Genomic DNA, 15,228 nt, shown 5'->3' with positions numbered 1-15,228 from the left:
ACCGCATGCGGGACATGATCGACGAGTGCGAGCAGACGGCGTACTCCGCCGGGCTGGCCGCCGGGCTGGCCGTGGCGCTCGCCGAGGCGCCGGGCATCACGCCGCCGGGCCGGGTCGCCGCCGTTCCCACCGCCGCCCTGCCCGCCGGTTGGGCGACCACGCCCGCCTCGACGGTCGGGCATCGGATGGCCGGTCAGGAGGGCATCAGCTTCGCCACCACCGACGGCCACCCCGGCCCCGCCGACGGGCAGCTCACCCAGTTCTGCGCGCACCTGGGCGCGGTCCGGCTGGGCGTCACCCGACGGTTGCTGGAGTGGGCCGTGGAGTACCTCTCCGGCCGGACGGTCGGCGGGGAGCCCACCATCCGCAAACAGCTGGTGCTGGGCGTACTGGCGGACGTGCAGACCGCCGTCGAGGCGGCCCGCCGGTCCTTGCGGGTCTCCGGCACGGTCCCGGCCGCGGTGCTCGACGTGCACGACCGGGTGACCACCCTGGACTGGGAGGCCGCCAAGCTGCTGGGCGCCAGCGGATACGTCGCCGGCACCCCCACCCGCGGCGCGTACGTGGCCCAACTGACCGCGAACTGCTGGCTTCCCCGGGAAGGTGTCTCATGATCGAGCTGGATCCGCCACTGCGCGCCCTACGGGACCAGTGCCGGGACGCGGCGACGGACCTGCGCTCGCGGGCCCTGTCGGTCGACGTCGACCCGGAGGACATGACCGGGCACCTGGACTCGCCGGCGCTGGCGATGGTCCGGGCGGCCAGCACCCCCAAACGCTTCCAGGACCCGTCCGGCTGGCAGGGCGAGTACACCGACAGCTGCCTGTCCCGCGCGGTGGCCAGCCTCGAGCTGGCCTGCGGTGACGCCGGCCTGCTGACCGCCAACACCGGCCCGGCGCTCGCCGGCATCGCCGTGGACGCGCTCGGCAGCGAGGCCCAGCAGGAGTTCTTCTACGAGTCCATCGCCGACGGCCGGACCTGGACCTTCTTCGCGATGACCGAGGACGCCCGCGGCAGCGACGCGACCGCGATGGAGACCCGCCTCGACGCGGACCCCGACGGCGACTACCGCCTCTTCGGCGCCAAGCGGTACGTCGGCAACGGCTCCCGGGGTGCGACCGGGGTGGTGTTCGCCCGGACCGGCCGCTCCCCGCTGTCGATCAGGGCGGCCATCCTGAGCTGCCCGACCCCCGGCTTCGCCGGCCACGCGCTGGAGATGACCGGGCTGCGTGGCGCACGGATCAGCGAGCTTTCCTTCGACGGGGTGCACGTACCGCGCGAGATGCTGCTCGGCGCCCACCTGCCGGCGTCCCGCCGTGGGATCTGGGGCGCGAGCCGGACCTTCAACGTGATGCGGATCCAGATCGCCGCGATGGCGCTCGGGGTGGCCTTCGCCGCCCGCGACTACGTCTGCGAACAGCGGCCGGGCTGGTCCGGGCACGAGCTGACCACCGCCCGGCTGGCGGCGGCGCGGGCCCTGCTCTACGACGCCGCGAACGAGGTCGACCTTTCGCCGGACGACCGTCGGACGCCGTCGATCGCCAAGCTGCACGCCACCGACCTGGCTGTCCACGTCACCGGCTGGGCAGCGAACGCGCTCGGCCCGGGCTCCCTGCTGCTGCACCCGCTGCTCGAGAAGTGGTGCCGTGACGTGCGCGCCTTCGAGTTCATGGACGGCACCAGCAACATCCTGCGCCTGCACATCACGCACGGCATCGCCACCCGGAGGCCGACGTCATGACGTTGACCGCGACGCCGCTGGACGGGGTACGCACACCGCGCTGGTCCGCCCGGGCCTTCGCAGAGGCGGACCGCGACCAGGTGCTGGGGATGTTCACCGAGCCGGACTTCTACTTCCGCACGGCCCAACCGGACACCCGCGGTGAGTGGGAACTGCTCGATCTGCTCGGCACCGAGACCGAGGTGCTGCTCGCCGACGGTGAGCCGGTGGGCCTGTTCGCCACCGAAGCGGTTGGCGCCGAGCACGGCTGCCACTACCAACTGCACCTGCGGCTGCGTTCCGGCGCCCCGCTGAACTGGTGGTGCCAGGCGTACGACGAGGCGGTGCGGGCGCTGCGCTGGCGGCGCGAGGTGGTCCGGATCTCCGTCCTGGTGGGCGAGTACGACCAGGCCGGGCTCGAGGCGGCCCGGGCGGCCGGGCTGACCGAGGAGGGCACCCTCGCCGACGTGGTCGTGCAGGAGGGACGCCGGTACGGGTACGTCTTCTTCTCGCAGATCTGGGTGCCGACATCATGACATTGCGCGGGTACCGCAGTACCGACCTACCGCTGCTGACCGGGCCGTGGCTCGCCGGCGAACTGCTCGGCATGCCGCTGGAGCAGGCACCGGCAACGGTGGTGCCGGCGGCGGTCGAGGCGCCGAAGGACAACACCGTGGAGCTGTGCGTGCTGCCGGGAGCGGCCTTCGTCCGCTTCGCCGAGCTGGACTGGGTGCACCGCCGGGCCCGGTTGGAGATCGGCGTGCAGCCGGGCGCCGATGACCTGGTCCCGGCGCTGCTCAAGACCGCCGTCTCGCACGGCTTCCGGGTGCTCAACCTGCACCGGCTGTACGGCTGGGTGACCCCGGCGGCGGCCGCGCCGGTGGACCTGTTGCAGGAGGCCGGGTTCATCGGCGAAGCGACGGTCCCGGCCGGCCGGTGGTTCGCCGGCCGTCCCGTCGACCGGCAGATCTGGGGAGCGGTACGCCATGACTGAGATTCAGCGACTCGACACCGCAGCCGCCGCCTCGGCGCTGGCGGCGGTACCCGGGGCGGCCCGGGGTTTCCTCGGCGTCGACCCGGTCACCCAGAACCACGCCCTGCTGGTCCGCGAGCTGACCCGGCTGGGCGCGCAGGTCTTCCGGACCGGTGACACGCTGCTGGGCTACCTGCCCAACGAGGAACAGCCACGCCAGGCGTACGTGGCGAGCACCTCGCCCGATCCCGAGCCGCTACGCGGTTTCCTCGACTTCCTCGGCAACTACCAGCGGTGCACCTCGTTCGTCGCCCTGGTGCCGGCGGACAGCCCGCCGGTGCTGGCGTTGCACGACTGTGGGTTCACCCGGGTCGGCACCTTGCGCGAGCACCGCTACCAGTCCGGCGCCTACCAGGATGTGTCGGTGTACTTCGTCCGTGGGGAGGACACGTGCCGTTCGTGACGGTCAGGCATCTCACCGAGGCCGACATCCCCATCCGGACCGCGCTGATGCGCGAGTCGCGGTTCCAGGCGAACCTCACCGACTACGCGGTCGTCACCGGCGACGACGTGCTGGAGCACCGCCAGCGGGTGGGTATCACCGAGGAACACGACATCAAGCGGCACTTCACCCTCTGCGGCCCACGCGAGCAGGTGGTGGGGTTCGCCTGGATCACCACCATCGACTGGCGCAGCCAGTGCTGCGAGCTGTCGTTCGGGATCCTGCCCCGGTTCCGGGGGGCCTTCGGCGCCGCGGCGGTGGCCGCCGCGCACACCTTCCTGCGTACCGAGCTGAACATGCGGGTCGTGGTGAACCAGGTGCTCGAACACAACACCATGCTGCTGTCCTCAGAGAACCTGGCCGCGCAGCGCCGGGTGCGCTGCGCCTACGACTCGTACACGGTGGGGCAGTGGCGCACCGCCTGCTACTGGTCGGAGAACCAGCAGGACGCGCAGGCACAGCGGTCCCAGGTCGAGGACCGCCGCGCCGCGGTCGCCGAGCGGATCCGCGCGATGACCCAGCGCGCCCGGTGAACACCGATGGCGCGACCGGAGGCTACCTGCGGTTCCCCACCGTCGCCGGCGACACCGTGGTGTTCACCGCCGGGGACGACCTGTGGCGGGTGCCGTTCGCGGGTGGACCGGCGAGCCGGCTGACCGCCGGCGGCACCGAGTACGCCCACCCCCGGTTGTCCCCGGACGGCAAGCTGGTGGCGTTCGTCGGCTCGGACGACGGACCGAGCGAGGTCTACCTGCTGCCGCTGGCCGGCGGCCCGGCCCGCCGGCTCACCTTCCAGGCGGCCCGGTGCGTGGTGGTCGGCTGGCACCCGCACCACGACGAGATCATCTACGCCAGCACCGCCGAGCAGCCGACCGGCTTCGGCTACCGGCTCTTCGCCGTCGGGGTCGACGGCGGGCCGACCCGGCTGCTCGACCACGGCGCGGCCAGCACCCTCTCGTACGGCCCCGGCGGCGCGCTGGTGATCGGGCGCAACCTCGCCGACCCGGCCCGCCGCAAGCGGTACACCGGGGGCGCCGCCGGTGAACTCTGGGTCGACCACGACGGCAGCGGCTCCTTCACCCGGCTGGCGCTGCCCGGCAACGTGGCCAACCCGTGCTGGGTCGGTGACCGGATCTTCCTGATCAGCGACCACGAGGGCACCGGCAACGTCTACTCGTGCCGGCCGGACGGCAGCGCGCTGACCCGGCACACCGGACACCGCGACTTCTACGCCCGTGGTCTGAGCACCGACGGACAGCGGCTCGTCTACCACGCCGGTGCCCGGTTGTACGCGTTGGACGCCCCCGGTGAGGCGTCCCGGCGGCTCGACGTCTCACTTGCGAGCTCGCGCCGCCAGCAGGCCCGGCGGATCGTCTCGGCCGCCGAGTTCCTCGACAGCGCCCGCCTCAGCCCGGACGGCACCAACCTGGCCCTCGTCGCGCGGGGCAAGGCGTTCACCATGGCGCACTGGTCCGGCCCGGTGCGTCGACACGGCACCGCCGAAAGGACGCGGCACCGGTTGCTGAGCTGGTTGGCCGACGGCCGCCGGCTGGTCGCGGTCGCCGCCGACGACCGACCGGACGAGCGGCTGGTGCTCTTCCCGGCCGAGGGCGGGGCCGCCTCGGTGGAGATCCCGCTCACCGACATCGGCTGCGTCACCGAGCTGGTCGCCTCGTCGGCGTCCGGCCAGGTGGCCTTCGCCACCAACCGCCAGCAGCTGTGGCTGCTGGACACCGACAGCGTGCTGCCGACACCGCGGTTGCTGGACAGCAGTGCGTTCGAGCGGATCGAGGACCTGGCCTGGTCGCCGGATGGCCGGTGGCTCGCCTACACGTTCCCGGACACGCCGCGCACCTCGGCGATCAAGCTGGCGGAGGTGGCGCTACGGCGCTCGTTCCAGGTCACCCGACCGGTGCTGCGCGACAGCCGGCCGGCGTTCGACCCGGCCGGGCGCTACCTCTACTTCCTTGGCCAGCGCGACCTCACCCCGGAGCACGACCAGGTGCGCTTCGACGTCGGCTTCCCCTTCGGCAACCGGCCGTACCTGGTGACCTTGCGGGCCACCGAGGCGTCGCCGTTCGTGCCGCGGCCCGTCGACGGTGCGCGGCGGGGCACCGAGGCCGGAGCCGGACCGCCGTTCGTCGAGATAGACCTCACCGACATCGATCGCCGGATCGTCGGGTTCCCGGTACCGGAGGGGCGGTACGCCAGCATCGTCGGACTGCCCGACAGGGTGCTCCTGCACACCGTGCCGGTCACCGCGCCGGACCCGGTCAAGCCGGACGCTGCCCCCGTCGGCATGGCCACCGTGGTCGACCTGCAGACCGCGGAGGTCACCGAGGAGCAGTTGCTCGGGGTCGACGACATCAGCGCCAGCCCGGACGGCGGCACGCTGCTCTGCCAGGTGCGTGACCGGCTGCGGGTGCTCGCCGCCGAGGACGCGGAGGACGCCGACGACGACCCGTACGCCCGGTGCGCCCCGCCGACCCGGAAGAACGGCTGGGTAGACCTGACCCGGCTGCGGGTGTCGATCCAGCCGGCCGCGGAGTGGCGGCAGATGTACCGCGAGACCTGGCGGCTGCAGCGGGAGAGCTTCTGGCACGCCGAGATGTCCGGGCTGGACTGGGACGGGCTGTACCAGCGCTACCTGCCCCTGGTGGATCTGGTCGGGTGTCGCTCGGAGCTCTCCGACCTGCTCTGGGAACTGCAGGGCGAGCTGGCCACCTCGCACGCCTACGAACACGGTGGTGACTACCGCCGGCCTGTCGAGCAGGCGCAGGGGTTTCTCGGAGTGGACTGGAGCGCCACCACCAGCGGGGTCGGCGATCCGCCGGCACAGTGGCGCATCGAGCGCATCCTGCGCGGTGACCCGTGGAACCCCGATGCCACCTCGCCGTGCAACCGGCCCGGTGTCGACCTGCGCCCGGGTGACGCGGTGGTGGCCATCGACGGGCAACCCGTCGGCCCGGCCGGGCCGGGGGAACTGCTGGTCGGCCAGGCCGACCGAGAGGTCGAGCTGACGGTGCTGCGCGACGGCGCCGCCCCGCGCCGGGTGTGCGTGCGGGCGATCCGGGCCGAGGGCCGGGCCCGCTACCGTGACTGGGTGGAGGGCAACCGCGCCCTGGTCGCATCCACCTCGCGGGGCCGGCTCGGCTACCTGCACGTGCCGGACATGTTCCGGACCGGCTACGCCGACTTCATCCGGGGCTTCCTCTCCGAGCTCGACCGGGACGGGCTGGTGGTGGACGTGCGCTTCAACGGCGGCGGACAGGTCTCGCCGTTGCTGCTCGACCGGCTCGCCCGGCGCCGTGGTGGCGCCGAACACGGGCGCTGGAGCGGCGCCACCCCGTACCCGGTCGAGTCGCCGCGCGGCCCGATGGCGGTGCTCATCAACGAGCACACCGGATCGGACGGGGAGATCTTCAGCCACATGTTCCGGCAGCTCGGCCTGGGGCCGCTGATCGGGAACCGGACCTGGGGCGGCACCATCGCCACCTGGCCACGCCACGAGTTGGTCGACGGCACGGTCACCACGCAACCGGAGTTCTGTTACGTCTTCGACGGCATCGGTGCCGGCCTGGAGAACCACGGCGTCGTGCCGGACGTCGTCGTGCCGGACCCGCCGCAGGGCGTGCTGGCCGGGGCCGACCCCCAGCTCGCCGCCGCCGTCGCGCATCTGCTGGCCGGCCTCGGGCAGCCGGCGCCGGCCCGGCCGACCGCGCGACCGCTGGCGGCGCTGTCGACCCGCTCCAGGTTGGTCGGGTGACCCGGTGACGGCTGGAGACCTCGGAGCACCGCCGGCGACCGCCGTGCTGCCCGCCGCGCCGGACGGCCCGCCGCCCGCTACCGTCCCGGGCCCGCCGAAGGTGCCCGCGGCCGGACAGCCGCACACCTGGTGGGTGCCGGTCCGGCCGGGTGGCGGTCGCGTCGACCTGCTCGACCCGGCCGAGCGCCTCCGGGCCGAGGGCCTGCTCGGCTCGCCGGCGCGGGACGTCTTCGTGACCTCCCGCGCGGCCCAGCGCCGGTTGGGCTCCCGCTATCTCGGCGTACCGCCGGCCCAGGTACGCATCGACCGCGACTGCCAGTACTGCGCGGGGACGCACGGCCGGCCTAGGTTCGCTGATTCCCGGGTCGACTACTCCGTCTCGCACACCGAGGACTGGGTGCTGCTGGCGGTGGCCGGAGTCGGTCTGATCGGGGTGGACGTCGAGCGGTCGAGCTCGGACCGGGACACCGACGGTCTCGCCGCGGTCGCGCTGACCGCCAATGAACGGGCGCTGTTCGCCCGGGTGCCCCCCGCCGATCGGCCCGGCTGGTTCCTGACCGCCTGGACGCGCAAGGAAGCGGCGATGAAGCTGACGGGATTCGGGCTGCGGGCACCGCCCGGCCAGCTGGACGTGAGCGGGCCGACGGTCACCGTGGGCAGCGTTCCCGGCTGGCCGCGCATCCCTGTCCATCTGCACGACCTGCCTGCCCCGGCCGGTCACGCGGCGGCGCTTGCCAGCACCGTTCCGGTCCGCGCGGTGCGGTCCTTCCCGGTGCCCGGCGAGCGTGCTTTCCGGGCCACCGGATGACGACGGCCACGGTGGAGGACGATCAGGGCGGCGGGGCGGGGCAGGCGACCACCCGACGCCCGGCTGCCGTCCGGAAAGTCGGCGGCGCTTCTCCAGCCATTGCCGCCTGGATCTCGGCGCTCCGGTCCGGATCGTCACGCAACTCGCCGACACGTCAACCAGGCCAAGGGCGATCGGGGTCGGCTCGGTGTCGTCGGTGTCGTGTTGGTCGGTGTCGACGGTAATCAGGCGGGCTTTGGCCAGTAGTTCCAGGCCCGAGTAACGGCGGCCTTCAGTCCATTCGTCGGTCTGCTCGGCAAGGACGGCGCCGACGAGGCGGATGATCGCCGGCCTGTCGGGGAAGATCCCGACGACGTCGGTGCGGCGGCGGATCTCCTTGTTCAACCGCTCCTGCGGGTTGTTCGACCTGATCTGCCGCCAGATCACGCGGCGGCCGTCTCCGATCTACGCAACACGCCCATCACGGGCCAGTCGTACACCACTCCGTTGGACGCGACGGAACCACCTTCTTGTCGGCACCGGCCATGAGCGCCATCGTGGCTGCTCCGTGGCGCAGGTCGTGGGGGCGAACCGGCGGAATATCGTCGCGTCTCACCAGCCGCTTAACCTCTATCCCTCAAGCTCTGGCCTCCAGGCTACGAGGGGAAGGGCAGCCACCCTCTTATCGGAGTTTTGGCCGTGGCGTTCGTGCGCACACCTCTGCCCTGATCCGCATCAACCCGGTCCCGAATCTCGACGGGCATCGATAACTTCTGGCAGCACGACGGCCCGCCGCTGGCGCGCTGCTTCGCCTCCTCGCGGGAGGTGTGCTGACGCCGCGCCGCCCCGGTGATACCCGATTTGAGGGTTCCCCACGGATCTCTCGCCGACATCGCGCAGAACTCTCAACAGCGTTGTTCAACGATACGGTTGAAGTCATGACTCTCGCTGTCCAGGACGCCGCCCACGTCGTCGGCGCGGCCAACGTCATGAGGCTGCTGCCGACGCGGCCGCGGCTGCTCGCCCTGGGACGTCCGCAGCGGTGATCGCGTCCCGCACCTGGGATCGGCTCATTGGGGGGACGAACACCACGCCGTCCCGGGCCGCCTGGGCGGTCTCCTCGGTGATCAGCGCGTCCAGCGCACCGGATCGCGCGGTCAGAACCTGACGCACGCCCGCAGCGCGTCAGGGCGCAGCGCGGAACTCGCCGTTCGGCCGGGGTCATGATATCGCTAACATGACTTGACATCGATTCCCTGACCGAGGTTGCCGGCCCGGGCACCCAGTCGGGATGTCGCGGTCCGGCGGGGCCGACGCCGGCTTCTCGCTCCCCGAACCCGATCTCGCGGACGTGCGCCCCCGGCGATGCGCGCCGCGCCCGGCGCGCTCCGACTGTGCCCCGGAGGTGTGGGCATTGCGGCGCCGGCACGTATTGACGAACGGGATGTTATCGCTCACTCTCGATGTCGAGGATGACGGCACCTGTGGCTCACCGGGCGAGCCCGCTGGCCGAACCTCGCGTCCAGGGCATCCCCAGGGGTGCGTGGACGTCGCTTCAGGACCATCAGCAGCTGTGTGCGACAGCCGGTCGGACTGCCCGTGCCAGCGCGGACCGGCCGACGACGACCGGCGGAGCGCACCTGGGCGGCGTCGCCACCCACCCGTCTGACCGTCCGCGAGCCGCGTCCGCCGTCCCGGACCGGCTTGCCCGAACGAACTGGCTCATCACCACCACCGGATTCACTGGAAAGGAATGCCATGAGATCCATGAGAACCCTGCTGTCGACGATGGCCCTCGCCGTCGCGTTGACCGCGGGCATGACGGTGGCGCCAGCCCCGACGGCCAGTGCCGGGACGACCCTGAAAGCGTCCGCCGCCGAGAAGGGTCGCTACTATGGCGCGGCCGTCGCGACGGGCAAGCTCTCCGACAGCCAGTACGTTGGCATTCTCAACCGCGAGTTCAACAGCGTTGTCGCCGAGAACGAGATGAAGTGGGACGCCACCGAGCCGCAACAGGGTCGGTTCAGCTACACGGGCGGTGATCGTCTCGTCAGTCACGCTCGGGCCAACGGCATGAGCGTGCGGGGTCACGCCCTGCTCTGGCACGCGCAGCAGCCGGGTTGGGCGCAGAGCCTCTCCGGTAGCGCGTTGCGCAACGCCGCGATCAACCATGTCACCCAGGTCGCCACCCATTTCCGAGGCCAGATCCACTCCTGGGACGTGGTGAACGAGGCGTTCGCCGACGGTGGCAGCGGCGGTCGGCGTGACTCCAACCTGCAGCGCACGGGCAACGACTGGATCGAGGCGGCGTTCCGCGCCGCCAGGGCGGCCGATCCCGGCGCGAAGTTGTGCTACAACGACTACAACACCGACGGCGTCAATGCGAAGTCGACCGGTATCTACAACATGGTGCGGGACTTCAAGTCCCGGGGCGTGCCGATCGACTGCGTCGGGTTCCAGTCCCACCTGGGAACCTCGATCCCGGGGGACTACCAGGCCAACCTGCAGCGCTTCGCCGACCTCGGCGTCGACGTCCAGATCACCGAACTCGACGTCATGAAGGGCTCCAACCAGGCCAACATCTTCGCCACGGTCACCCGCGCCTGCCTGGCCGTCGCGCGCTGCAACGGCATCACGGTCTGGGGGGTGCGGGACAGCGACTCCTGGCGCGGCGACGACGACGCCCTGCTGTTCGACCGGTCGGGCAACAAGAAGGCGGCGTACGACGCCGTTCTCAACGCCCTCAACGCCGGCACCAACCCGCCCACCACGCCTCCGCCGGGCTCCCCGGTCGACACCAGCGCCTGGTACGTGCTGGTGAACCGGAACAGCGGCAAGGCGTTGGACGTCTACAACCTCGCGACCAACGACGGCGCCCGGATCACCCAGTGGTCCCGCAACAACGGCAACCAGCAGCAGTGGCAGTTCGTGGACTCCGGCGGCGGCTACTACCGGGTGAAGTCCCGGCTCTCCGGCAAGGTGCTGGACGTCTACAACTTCTCCGGCTCCGACGGTGCGGCGATCGTGCAGTGGAGCGACGGCAACGGCACGAACCAGCAGTTCCGCCTCGCCGAGTCGGCCGGGGGTTACCTGCGCCTGGTCAACCGCAACAGCGGCAAGGCCGTGGAGGTGCAGGGCGGGTCCACCGCCGACGGGGCGAACATCGTTCAGTACACCGACTGGGGCGGCAACAACCAGCAATGGCAGCTGATCCGCATCGGGTAGCTGGTCCTCCGTTCGGTGGCGCGGACAGCATCCGTTCGCGCCACCGCAGGCGGGCAACCGGCCAGGGACGTGCGCCGGTGGCCGCATCGCGCCCGTACGACGAACACCGTGCTGACGCCACCAGACGTCGGCACGCACGCCAGGCCACCCGCATGCGTTCCGCTCGCGGGTGACCCCGACCAGAGGAGTGGACCATGAATGCCATCGGTGCGGGTCGTCGCGCCCTTCCACCGAGACATCGCTGGCGGTCAGGGCTGGCCGCGACGGCTGCGGCGGTCATCGCGGCCAGCACGTTGGTCGCCGTGGACGCGGCCCCCGCGGCTGCGGCGACCGTGGACACCAGCGCCTGGTACGTCTTGCTGAACAGGAACAGCGGCAAGGCGCTGGACCTGTACGCCTCGGCCACCAACGACGGTGCGCGGATCAGCCAGTGGACGCGGAACGACGGGGCGAACCAGCAGTGGCAGTTCCTGGACTCAGGTGGCGGCTACTACAGGCTGAAGTCCCGGCACTCCGGCAAGGTCCTCGATGTGCACAACTGGTCGACCGCCGACGGCGGAGCGATCGTGCAGTGGTCCGACACCAACGCGACGAACCAGCAGTTCCGGCTCGCGGACTCGGACGGCGGTCACGTCCGGCTGATCAGCCGGCACAGCGGCAAGGTCGTGGAGGTGCAGGGTGCCTCCACCGCCGACGGTGGGAACATCGTGCAGTACTCCGACTGGAACGGTGCCAACCAGCAGTGGCAGCTTGTCCGCGTGGACAGCGGCAACCCGCCGTCTGGAGGCACCGGGTGCGGTAGGGCACCGACGCTGTCCAGCGGCACGCACACGATTCAGAGCAACGGCAAGAGCCGCTCCTTCATCCTGCGGGTGCCCACCAACTACAACAGCAACAACCCCTACCGGCTGATCTTCGCGTTCCACTGGCGCGGCGGCACCATGCAGGAGATATCCTCGGGCGGCACCAGCGGGACGGCCTGGTCCTACTACGGGCAGCAGGAGCAGTCGAACAACAGCGCGATCTTGGTCGCGCCCCAGGGAATTGGCAACGGCTGGGGCAACGCCGGCGGTGAGGACGTCACCTTCGTCGACGACATGATCAGACGGATCGAGAGTGACCTCTGCGTCAACCCGAGGCAGCGGTTCGCCCTCGGCTTCAGTTGGGGCGGCGGCATGAGCTATGCGCTCGCCTGCGCGCGGGCTACCGTCTTCCGGGCGGTCGCGGTCATCTCCGGCGCACAGATCAGCGGGTGCAGCGGCGGTACGCAGCCCATCGCGTACTTCGGGCTGCACGGCATCTCGGACAACGTCCTGAACATCTCGCAGGGGCGGTCGTTGCGCGACACGTTCGTCCGGAACAACGGTTGCACCGCCCAGAACCCGCCCGAGCCGGGGCCGGGCAGCCGTACGCACATCACGACCACCTACTCCGGCTGCAGGGCCGGCTACCCGGTCCAGTGGGCCGCGTTCGACAACGGTCACATGCCCGGACCGGTGGACGGGACGTACGCCGAGAGTGGCGTCACCACCTGGACCAAGGGTGAGATCTGGAGGTTCTTCGCGCAGTTCTCGTGACGCAGACGGGTCAGGCGGCGCTGGCCCTCGCGACGCGGGGGCCGGCGCCGCCTGACGTCGGGCCGGGATGGCGAGGATCCTGAGCGCCGGCCTCCTGGCCGGGTCAGCGTTGCAGGCGGGTCGGCTTGCCCGAACCGCTGCGGCGGACCAGCCAGGCCTCGGTGATGTGGGTGAACATGGCCTCGGCCGCGCCGTCCGGGTCGTGCGCGGCGATGCGCTCGTAGATGCGCCGGTGGCCGCGGTTGGACGCCACGCACAGGGAGCGTTCGGTCCGGCCCATGTAGCGGGCGGTGTTGATGACTGGCTCTCCAGCGCCTGTACGACACCGCGAGCGATGCGGTTCCCGGACGCCTGCATGACCGTCGCTGATCGGTCGGCGATGAAGGTGCTCCAGTGGGCGCCCGGACTGCGATTGAGCATCAGGGAGCGCCACGGGCTGATTGTGTTTCCGCGGATCCACAAGGCGTCTTCAAGGTGGCAAAGGAAGGGCTTGTCCGGCTGCCGGTCGAGTGGTCGGTGATGCCCTGGTCCGGTTACGGGGAAATCCATGGACCATGACCCGCGATACCGTGAGCGCCGTGCGGACAGCGGTCGACTTCCAGGGAGTCGTGTGATGACGATGCGGGTGAAAGCCGTCCTGCTGGACCTGGACGGCACTCTGCTGGACCACAAGGGTGCCGCGGAGAAGGCGTTCCTCGCCGCCTGCCTGCAATGGCTTCCCGACCTCGACGAGGAGGCGCGGTACGAGGCTCACACGGAGTGGCAGCGGCTGGAGGCCGTCCACATGCGGGCGTACTTGGACAAGACAATGACCTTCCAGGAACAACGGCGGGCTAGGCTCCGCGGTGTGCTGTCCGCCTACGGCCGAGAAACCGGAGCCGTGAGCGACGACCAAGCCGATGACCTCTTCACGCTCTACCTGCGCCACTATGAGAATTCCTGGGCAGCGTATAGCGACGTCCCGGAGGTGATGCGTTTCCTCGGCGGGGCACCCGCCGGTGTGGCGGTGTTGAGCAACGGCGATCGCGCGCAGCAGGAAGCTAAACTGGCCTCGCTCCGTCTCCCCTCGACGCCACCGCTGTTCACGCCCTCCGACGTCGGTGCTTCGAAGCCGAATCCCACAAGCTTCCTCGGCGCCTGCGAGCGGATGGGCTGGGAACCCTCCGAGGTTCTGTACGTCGGTGACGATCTTCAGGGCGATGCCTTAGCCGCCGCCGCCGCGGGATTACGGGGATGCTGGCTGGACCGGCAGCAGACGTACGGGGCCGCGGCGCCCGAGGGCATCCTTCGCGTACACAGCCTGTTCGACCTTGCGACGGCCGACCTCTTCGACCGGAGCGCGGCCTAGCTGTGCTGTCCAGGGACGTGGCGGAGCAGTACCCGAAGTCGAGATGAAAGTGCTCCGGTTCGCCTCTGTCGGGGGCGGGCCGGCACTAAGGCGTGTTTCGTAAGAGGTTGTCTCACGTGGCAAGTCTCGCGAGCTTCTTGTAGCAGGTCAGGGCGGTGGCCATGGCCAGGCCTCGGCTCTGCCGGTCGTTGCGGACCACGTACGGGATCTTGAGACCACGAGTAGCCCATGGCAGGCTCATGCCGCATGATTGATGATTTCGCGAAAGCCAACCTGCACGGGAGACTGCGGCGGGACCGCAAGGCGCTGCTCTGGAAACTCGACGGCTTGTCCGAATACGACGCCCGCCGACCTTTGACAGCGACCGGGACCAACCTCCTCGGCCTGGTCAAACACGTGGCCACCGTCGAGGCCAGGTACTTCGGCGAGGTCTTCGACCGCCCTTCCCCGGAACCGCTGCCCCGGTGGCAGGACTCCAACGGCAGCGATCTGTGGGCGACCGAGGACGAGACCCGCGATCAGATCATCGCGTTCTACCGGCGCATGTGGGAACACTCGGACGCGACGATCACCGCGCTTCCCCTCGACGCCCCCGGCCACGTGCCGTGGTGGCCGGAGCCTTATGCCGACACGAACCTGTTCGCCATCATGGTCCATGTCCTCGGCGAGTCCATCCGGCATGCCGGGCACGCCGATATCCTGCGCGAGGGCCTCGACGGCCGGACCGGGTTGCGCGCCGAACACGAGAACCAGATCGACGAGGAAGCCCGTGCAGCCTACTGCGCGAAGATCGAGCAGGCCGCCAGGTCGGCTGACGAGGCGGCATGACCTGACCGACGGGCAGTGGGCTGTTCTGGCTCCGCTGCTGCCTCCCGCGCCAAAAACAGGTCGTCCGCTGAAGTGGGAGAAACGACAGCTCATTGATGGATCCGGTGGCGGATCCGCATCGGCGCCCCATGGCGGGATGTCCCGGCTGAGTCCGCGCCGTGGCCCACCGTCTACGGCCTGTTCCGCCGGTGGCAGCGGGACGGGACCTGAGGACAAGATCCTGTCGGCGTTGCAGACCGCGGGCGATGCGCAGGGCCGGATCGGTTGGACAGTGAGCGTGGACTCGATGACCAGCCGCGCCCACCAACACGCCGCCAGCGCCCGCATCGACGGGCATCTGCAGAAGGAACCGCCAGGTGGCGTGCACGACGAGCCGGCCGATCATGCGCTGGGCCGCTCGCGGGGCGGGCTGACCACCTAGACTCACCTGGCTCGCGAGCAGGGGCAGAAGGTGCGCGATCCCGGCGAAGTCGCTGACGCTGAACCTCAACGGCCTGACCTT

The 15,228-nt window shown here is 70.7% G+C and carries 14 protein-coding genes and 2 pseudogenes; 13 read left to right on the top strand and 3 right to left on the bottom strand.

The genetic code is table 11. The features are described from left to right. Positions 1 to 5: 5 nt before the first annotated feature. Genes ABZ573_RS15245 through ABZ573_RS15210 form a run of 8 tightly spaced genes read left to right on the top strand, consistent with a single transcriptional unit; the run spans position 6 to position 7,769 of the window. Positions 6 to 614: an acyl-CoA dehydrogenase family protein gene (locus tag ABZ573_RS15245; protein WP_151452346.1), complete on the top strand. Its 609-nt coding sequence runs from the start codon at positions 6 to 8 to the stop codon at positions 612 to 614. Beyond that, positions 611 to 1,741, top strand: a complete 1,131-nt coding sequence (locus ABZ573_RS15240; protein WP_151452345.1) for an acyl-CoA dehydrogenase family protein — start codon at positions 611 to 613, stop codon at positions 1,739 to 1,741. The genes ABZ573_RS15245 and ABZ573_RS15240 overlap by 4 nt, the downstream gene beginning before the upstream one ends. Further along, a complete protein-coding gene (locus ABZ573_RS15235) occupies positions 1,738 to 2,256 on the top strand; it encodes a hypothetical protein (RefSeq protein WP_358118604.1) in 519 nt (172 codons plus the stop codon). Before ABZ573_RS15240 ends, ABZ573_RS15235 begins: the two co-directional genes overlap by 4 nt. Beyond that, positions 2,253 to 2,714 carry a hypothetical protein gene (locus ABZ573_RS15230; protein ID WP_358118602.1) on the top strand — a complete coding sequence of 154 codons (462 nt, stop codon included), beginning with the start codon at positions 2,253 to 2,255 and terminating at the stop codon, positions 2,712 to 2,714. Before ABZ573_RS15235 ends, ABZ573_RS15230 begins: the two co-directional genes overlap by 4 nt. Continuing rightward, positions 2,707 to 3,156 (top strand): GNAT family protein, encoded by a 450-nt coding sequence (locus ABZ573_RS15225; RefSeq protein WP_151452342.1) that lies wholly within the window; start codon positions 2,707 to 2,709, stop codon positions 3,154 to 3,156. The genes ABZ573_RS15230 and ABZ573_RS15225 overlap by 8 nt, the downstream gene beginning before the upstream one ends. Further along, positions 3,144 to 3,728 carry a hypothetical protein gene (locus ABZ573_RS15220; protein ID WP_192581211.1) on the top strand — a complete coding sequence of 195 codons (585 nt, stop codon included), beginning with the start codon at positions 3,144 to 3,146 and terminating at the stop codon, positions 3,726 to 3,728. The genes ABZ573_RS15225 and ABZ573_RS15220 overlap by 13 nt, the downstream gene beginning before the upstream one ends. Then, the gene (locus ABZ573_RS15215) at positions 3,725 to 6,961 is read left to right on the top strand and encodes a PDZ domain-containing protein (protein WP_358118599.1); all 3,237 of its coding nucleotides are present in this window, start codon (positions 3,725 to 3,727) and stop codon (positions 6,959 to 6,961) included. The genes ABZ573_RS15220 and ABZ573_RS15215 overlap by 4 nt, the downstream gene beginning before the upstream one ends. Before the next feature lie 4 nt (positions 6,962 to 6,965). Next, entirely contained in the window at positions 6,966 to 7,769 is an 804-nt protein-coding gene (locus ABZ573_RS15210) for a 4'-phosphopantetheinyl transferase superfamily protein (RefSeq protein WP_358118597.1), read from the top strand. Between the two features lie 228 nt (positions 7,770 to 7,997). On the opposite strand, the pseudogene ABZ573_RS15205 reads toward ABZ573_RS15210, so the two are convergent. Beyond that, positions 7,998 to 8,192: pseudogene (locus ABZ573_RS15205) on the bottom strand (transposase); the annotation flags it as partial. A gap of 1,314 nt (positions 8,193 to 9,506) precedes the next feature. On the opposite strand from ABZ573_RS15205, the gene ABZ573_RS15200 reads away from it, so the two are divergent. Continuing rightward, positions 9,507 to 10,973, top strand: a complete 1,467-nt coding sequence (locus ABZ573_RS15200; protein WP_358118595.1) for an endo-1,4-beta-xylanase — start codon at positions 9,507 to 9,509, stop codon at positions 10,971 to 10,973. A gap of 194 nt (positions 10,974 to 11,167) precedes the next feature. Then, entirely contained in the window at positions 11,168 to 12,550 is a 1,383-nt protein-coding gene (locus ABZ573_RS15195) for an RICIN domain-containing protein (protein WP_151452338.1), read from the top strand. A gap of 103 nt (positions 12,551 to 12,653) precedes the next feature. Here the strand turns inward: ABZ573_RS15195 and ABZ573_RS15190 are convergent, their stop codons facing one another. Beyond that, entirely contained in the window at positions 12,654 to 12,803 is a 150-nt protein-coding gene (locus ABZ573_RS15190; protein ID WP_255474674.1) for an FCD domain-containing protein, read from the bottom strand. Between the two features lie 360 nt (positions 12,804 to 13,163). Here ABZ573_RS15190 and ABZ573_RS15185 point away from each other — a divergent pair, with 360 nt between their 5' ends. Next, positions 13,164 to 13,898, top strand: a complete 735-nt coding sequence (locus tag ABZ573_RS15185) for an HAD-IA family hydrolase (RefSeq protein ID WP_327028949.1) — start codon at positions 13,164 to 13,166, stop codon at positions 13,896 to 13,898. Between the two features lie 112 nt (positions 13,899 to 14,010). On the opposite strand, the gene ABZ573_RS15180 is transcribed toward ABZ573_RS15185, so the two are convergent. Beyond that, on the bottom strand, positions 14,011 to 14,139 hold the full coding sequence (locus ABZ573_RS15180; RefSeq protein ID WP_255474673.1) for a hypothetical protein: 129 nt from the start codon (positions 14,137 to 14,139) through the stop codon (positions 14,011 to 14,013). A 5-nt stretch (positions 14,140 to 14,144) separates the two neighbouring features. Between ABZ573_RS15180 and ABZ573_RS15175 the strand changes: the two genes are divergently transcribed. Both ABZ573_RS15175 and ABZ573_RS15170 read left to right on the top strand, forming a co-directional pair. Continuing rightward, a complete protein-coding gene (locus ABZ573_RS15175) occupies positions 14,145 to 14,726 on the top strand; it encodes a DinB family protein (RefSeq protein WP_151452336.1) in 582 nt (193 codons plus the stop codon). Next, positions 14,710 to 15,144 (top strand): annotated as a pseudogene (locus ABZ573_RS15170) (transposase); the annotation flags it as partial. The gene ABZ573_RS15175 and the pseudogene ABZ573_RS15170, both read left to right, overlap by 17 nt. Between the last annotated feature and the right edge of the window lie 84 nt (positions 15,145 to 15,228).

This window comes from Micromonospora sp. NPDC007220, from assembly GCF_040634035.1.
In the GTDB taxonomy this organism is placed as follows: Bacteria; Actinomycetota; Actinomycetes; order Mycobacteriales; family Micromonosporaceae; genus Micromonospora; species Micromonospora reichwaldensis.
This window is presented reverse-complemented; position numbering and strand designations above follow the sequence as displayed.

Coding starts and splice junctions, on each gene's coding strand:
- ABZ573_RS15235 (WP_358118604.1), top strand. CDS start 1,738: ATGACGTTGACCGCGACGCCGCTGGACGGGGTACGCACACCGCGCTGG.
- ABZ573_RS15185 (WP_327028949.1), top strand. CDS start 13,164: ATGACGATGCGGGTGAAAGCCGTCCTGCTGGACCTGGACGGCACTCTG.
- ABZ573_RS15240 (WP_151452345.1), top strand. CDS start 611: ATGATCGAGCTGGATCCGCCACTGCGCGCCCTACGGGACCAGTGCCGG.
- ABZ573_RS15195 (WP_151452338.1), top strand. CDS start 11,168: ATGAATGCCATCGGTGCGGGTCGTCGCGCCCTTCCACCGAGACATCGC.
- ABZ573_RS15230 (WP_358118602.1), top strand. CDS start 2,253: ATGACATTGCGCGGGTACCGCAGTACCGACCTACCGCTGCTGACCGGG.
- ABZ573_RS15175 (WP_151452336.1), top strand. CDS start 14,145: ATGATTGATGATTTCGCGAAAGCCAACCTGCACGGGAGACTGCGGCGG.
- ABZ573_RS15225 (WP_151452342.1), top strand. CDS start 2,707: ATGACTGAGATTCAGCGACTCGACACCGCAGCCGCCGCCTCGGCGCTG.
- ABZ573_RS15245 (WP_151452346.1), top strand. CDS start 6: ATGCGGGACATGATCGACGAGTGCGAGCAGACGGCGTACTCCGCCGGG.
- ABZ573_RS15200 (WP_358118595.1), top strand. CDS start 9,507: ATGAGATCCATGAGAACCCTGCTGTCGACGATGGCCCTCGCCGTCGCG.
- ABZ573_RS15180 (WP_255474673.1), bottom strand. CDS start 14,139: ATGAGCCTGCCATGGGCTACTCGTGGTCTCAAGATCCCGTACGTGGTC.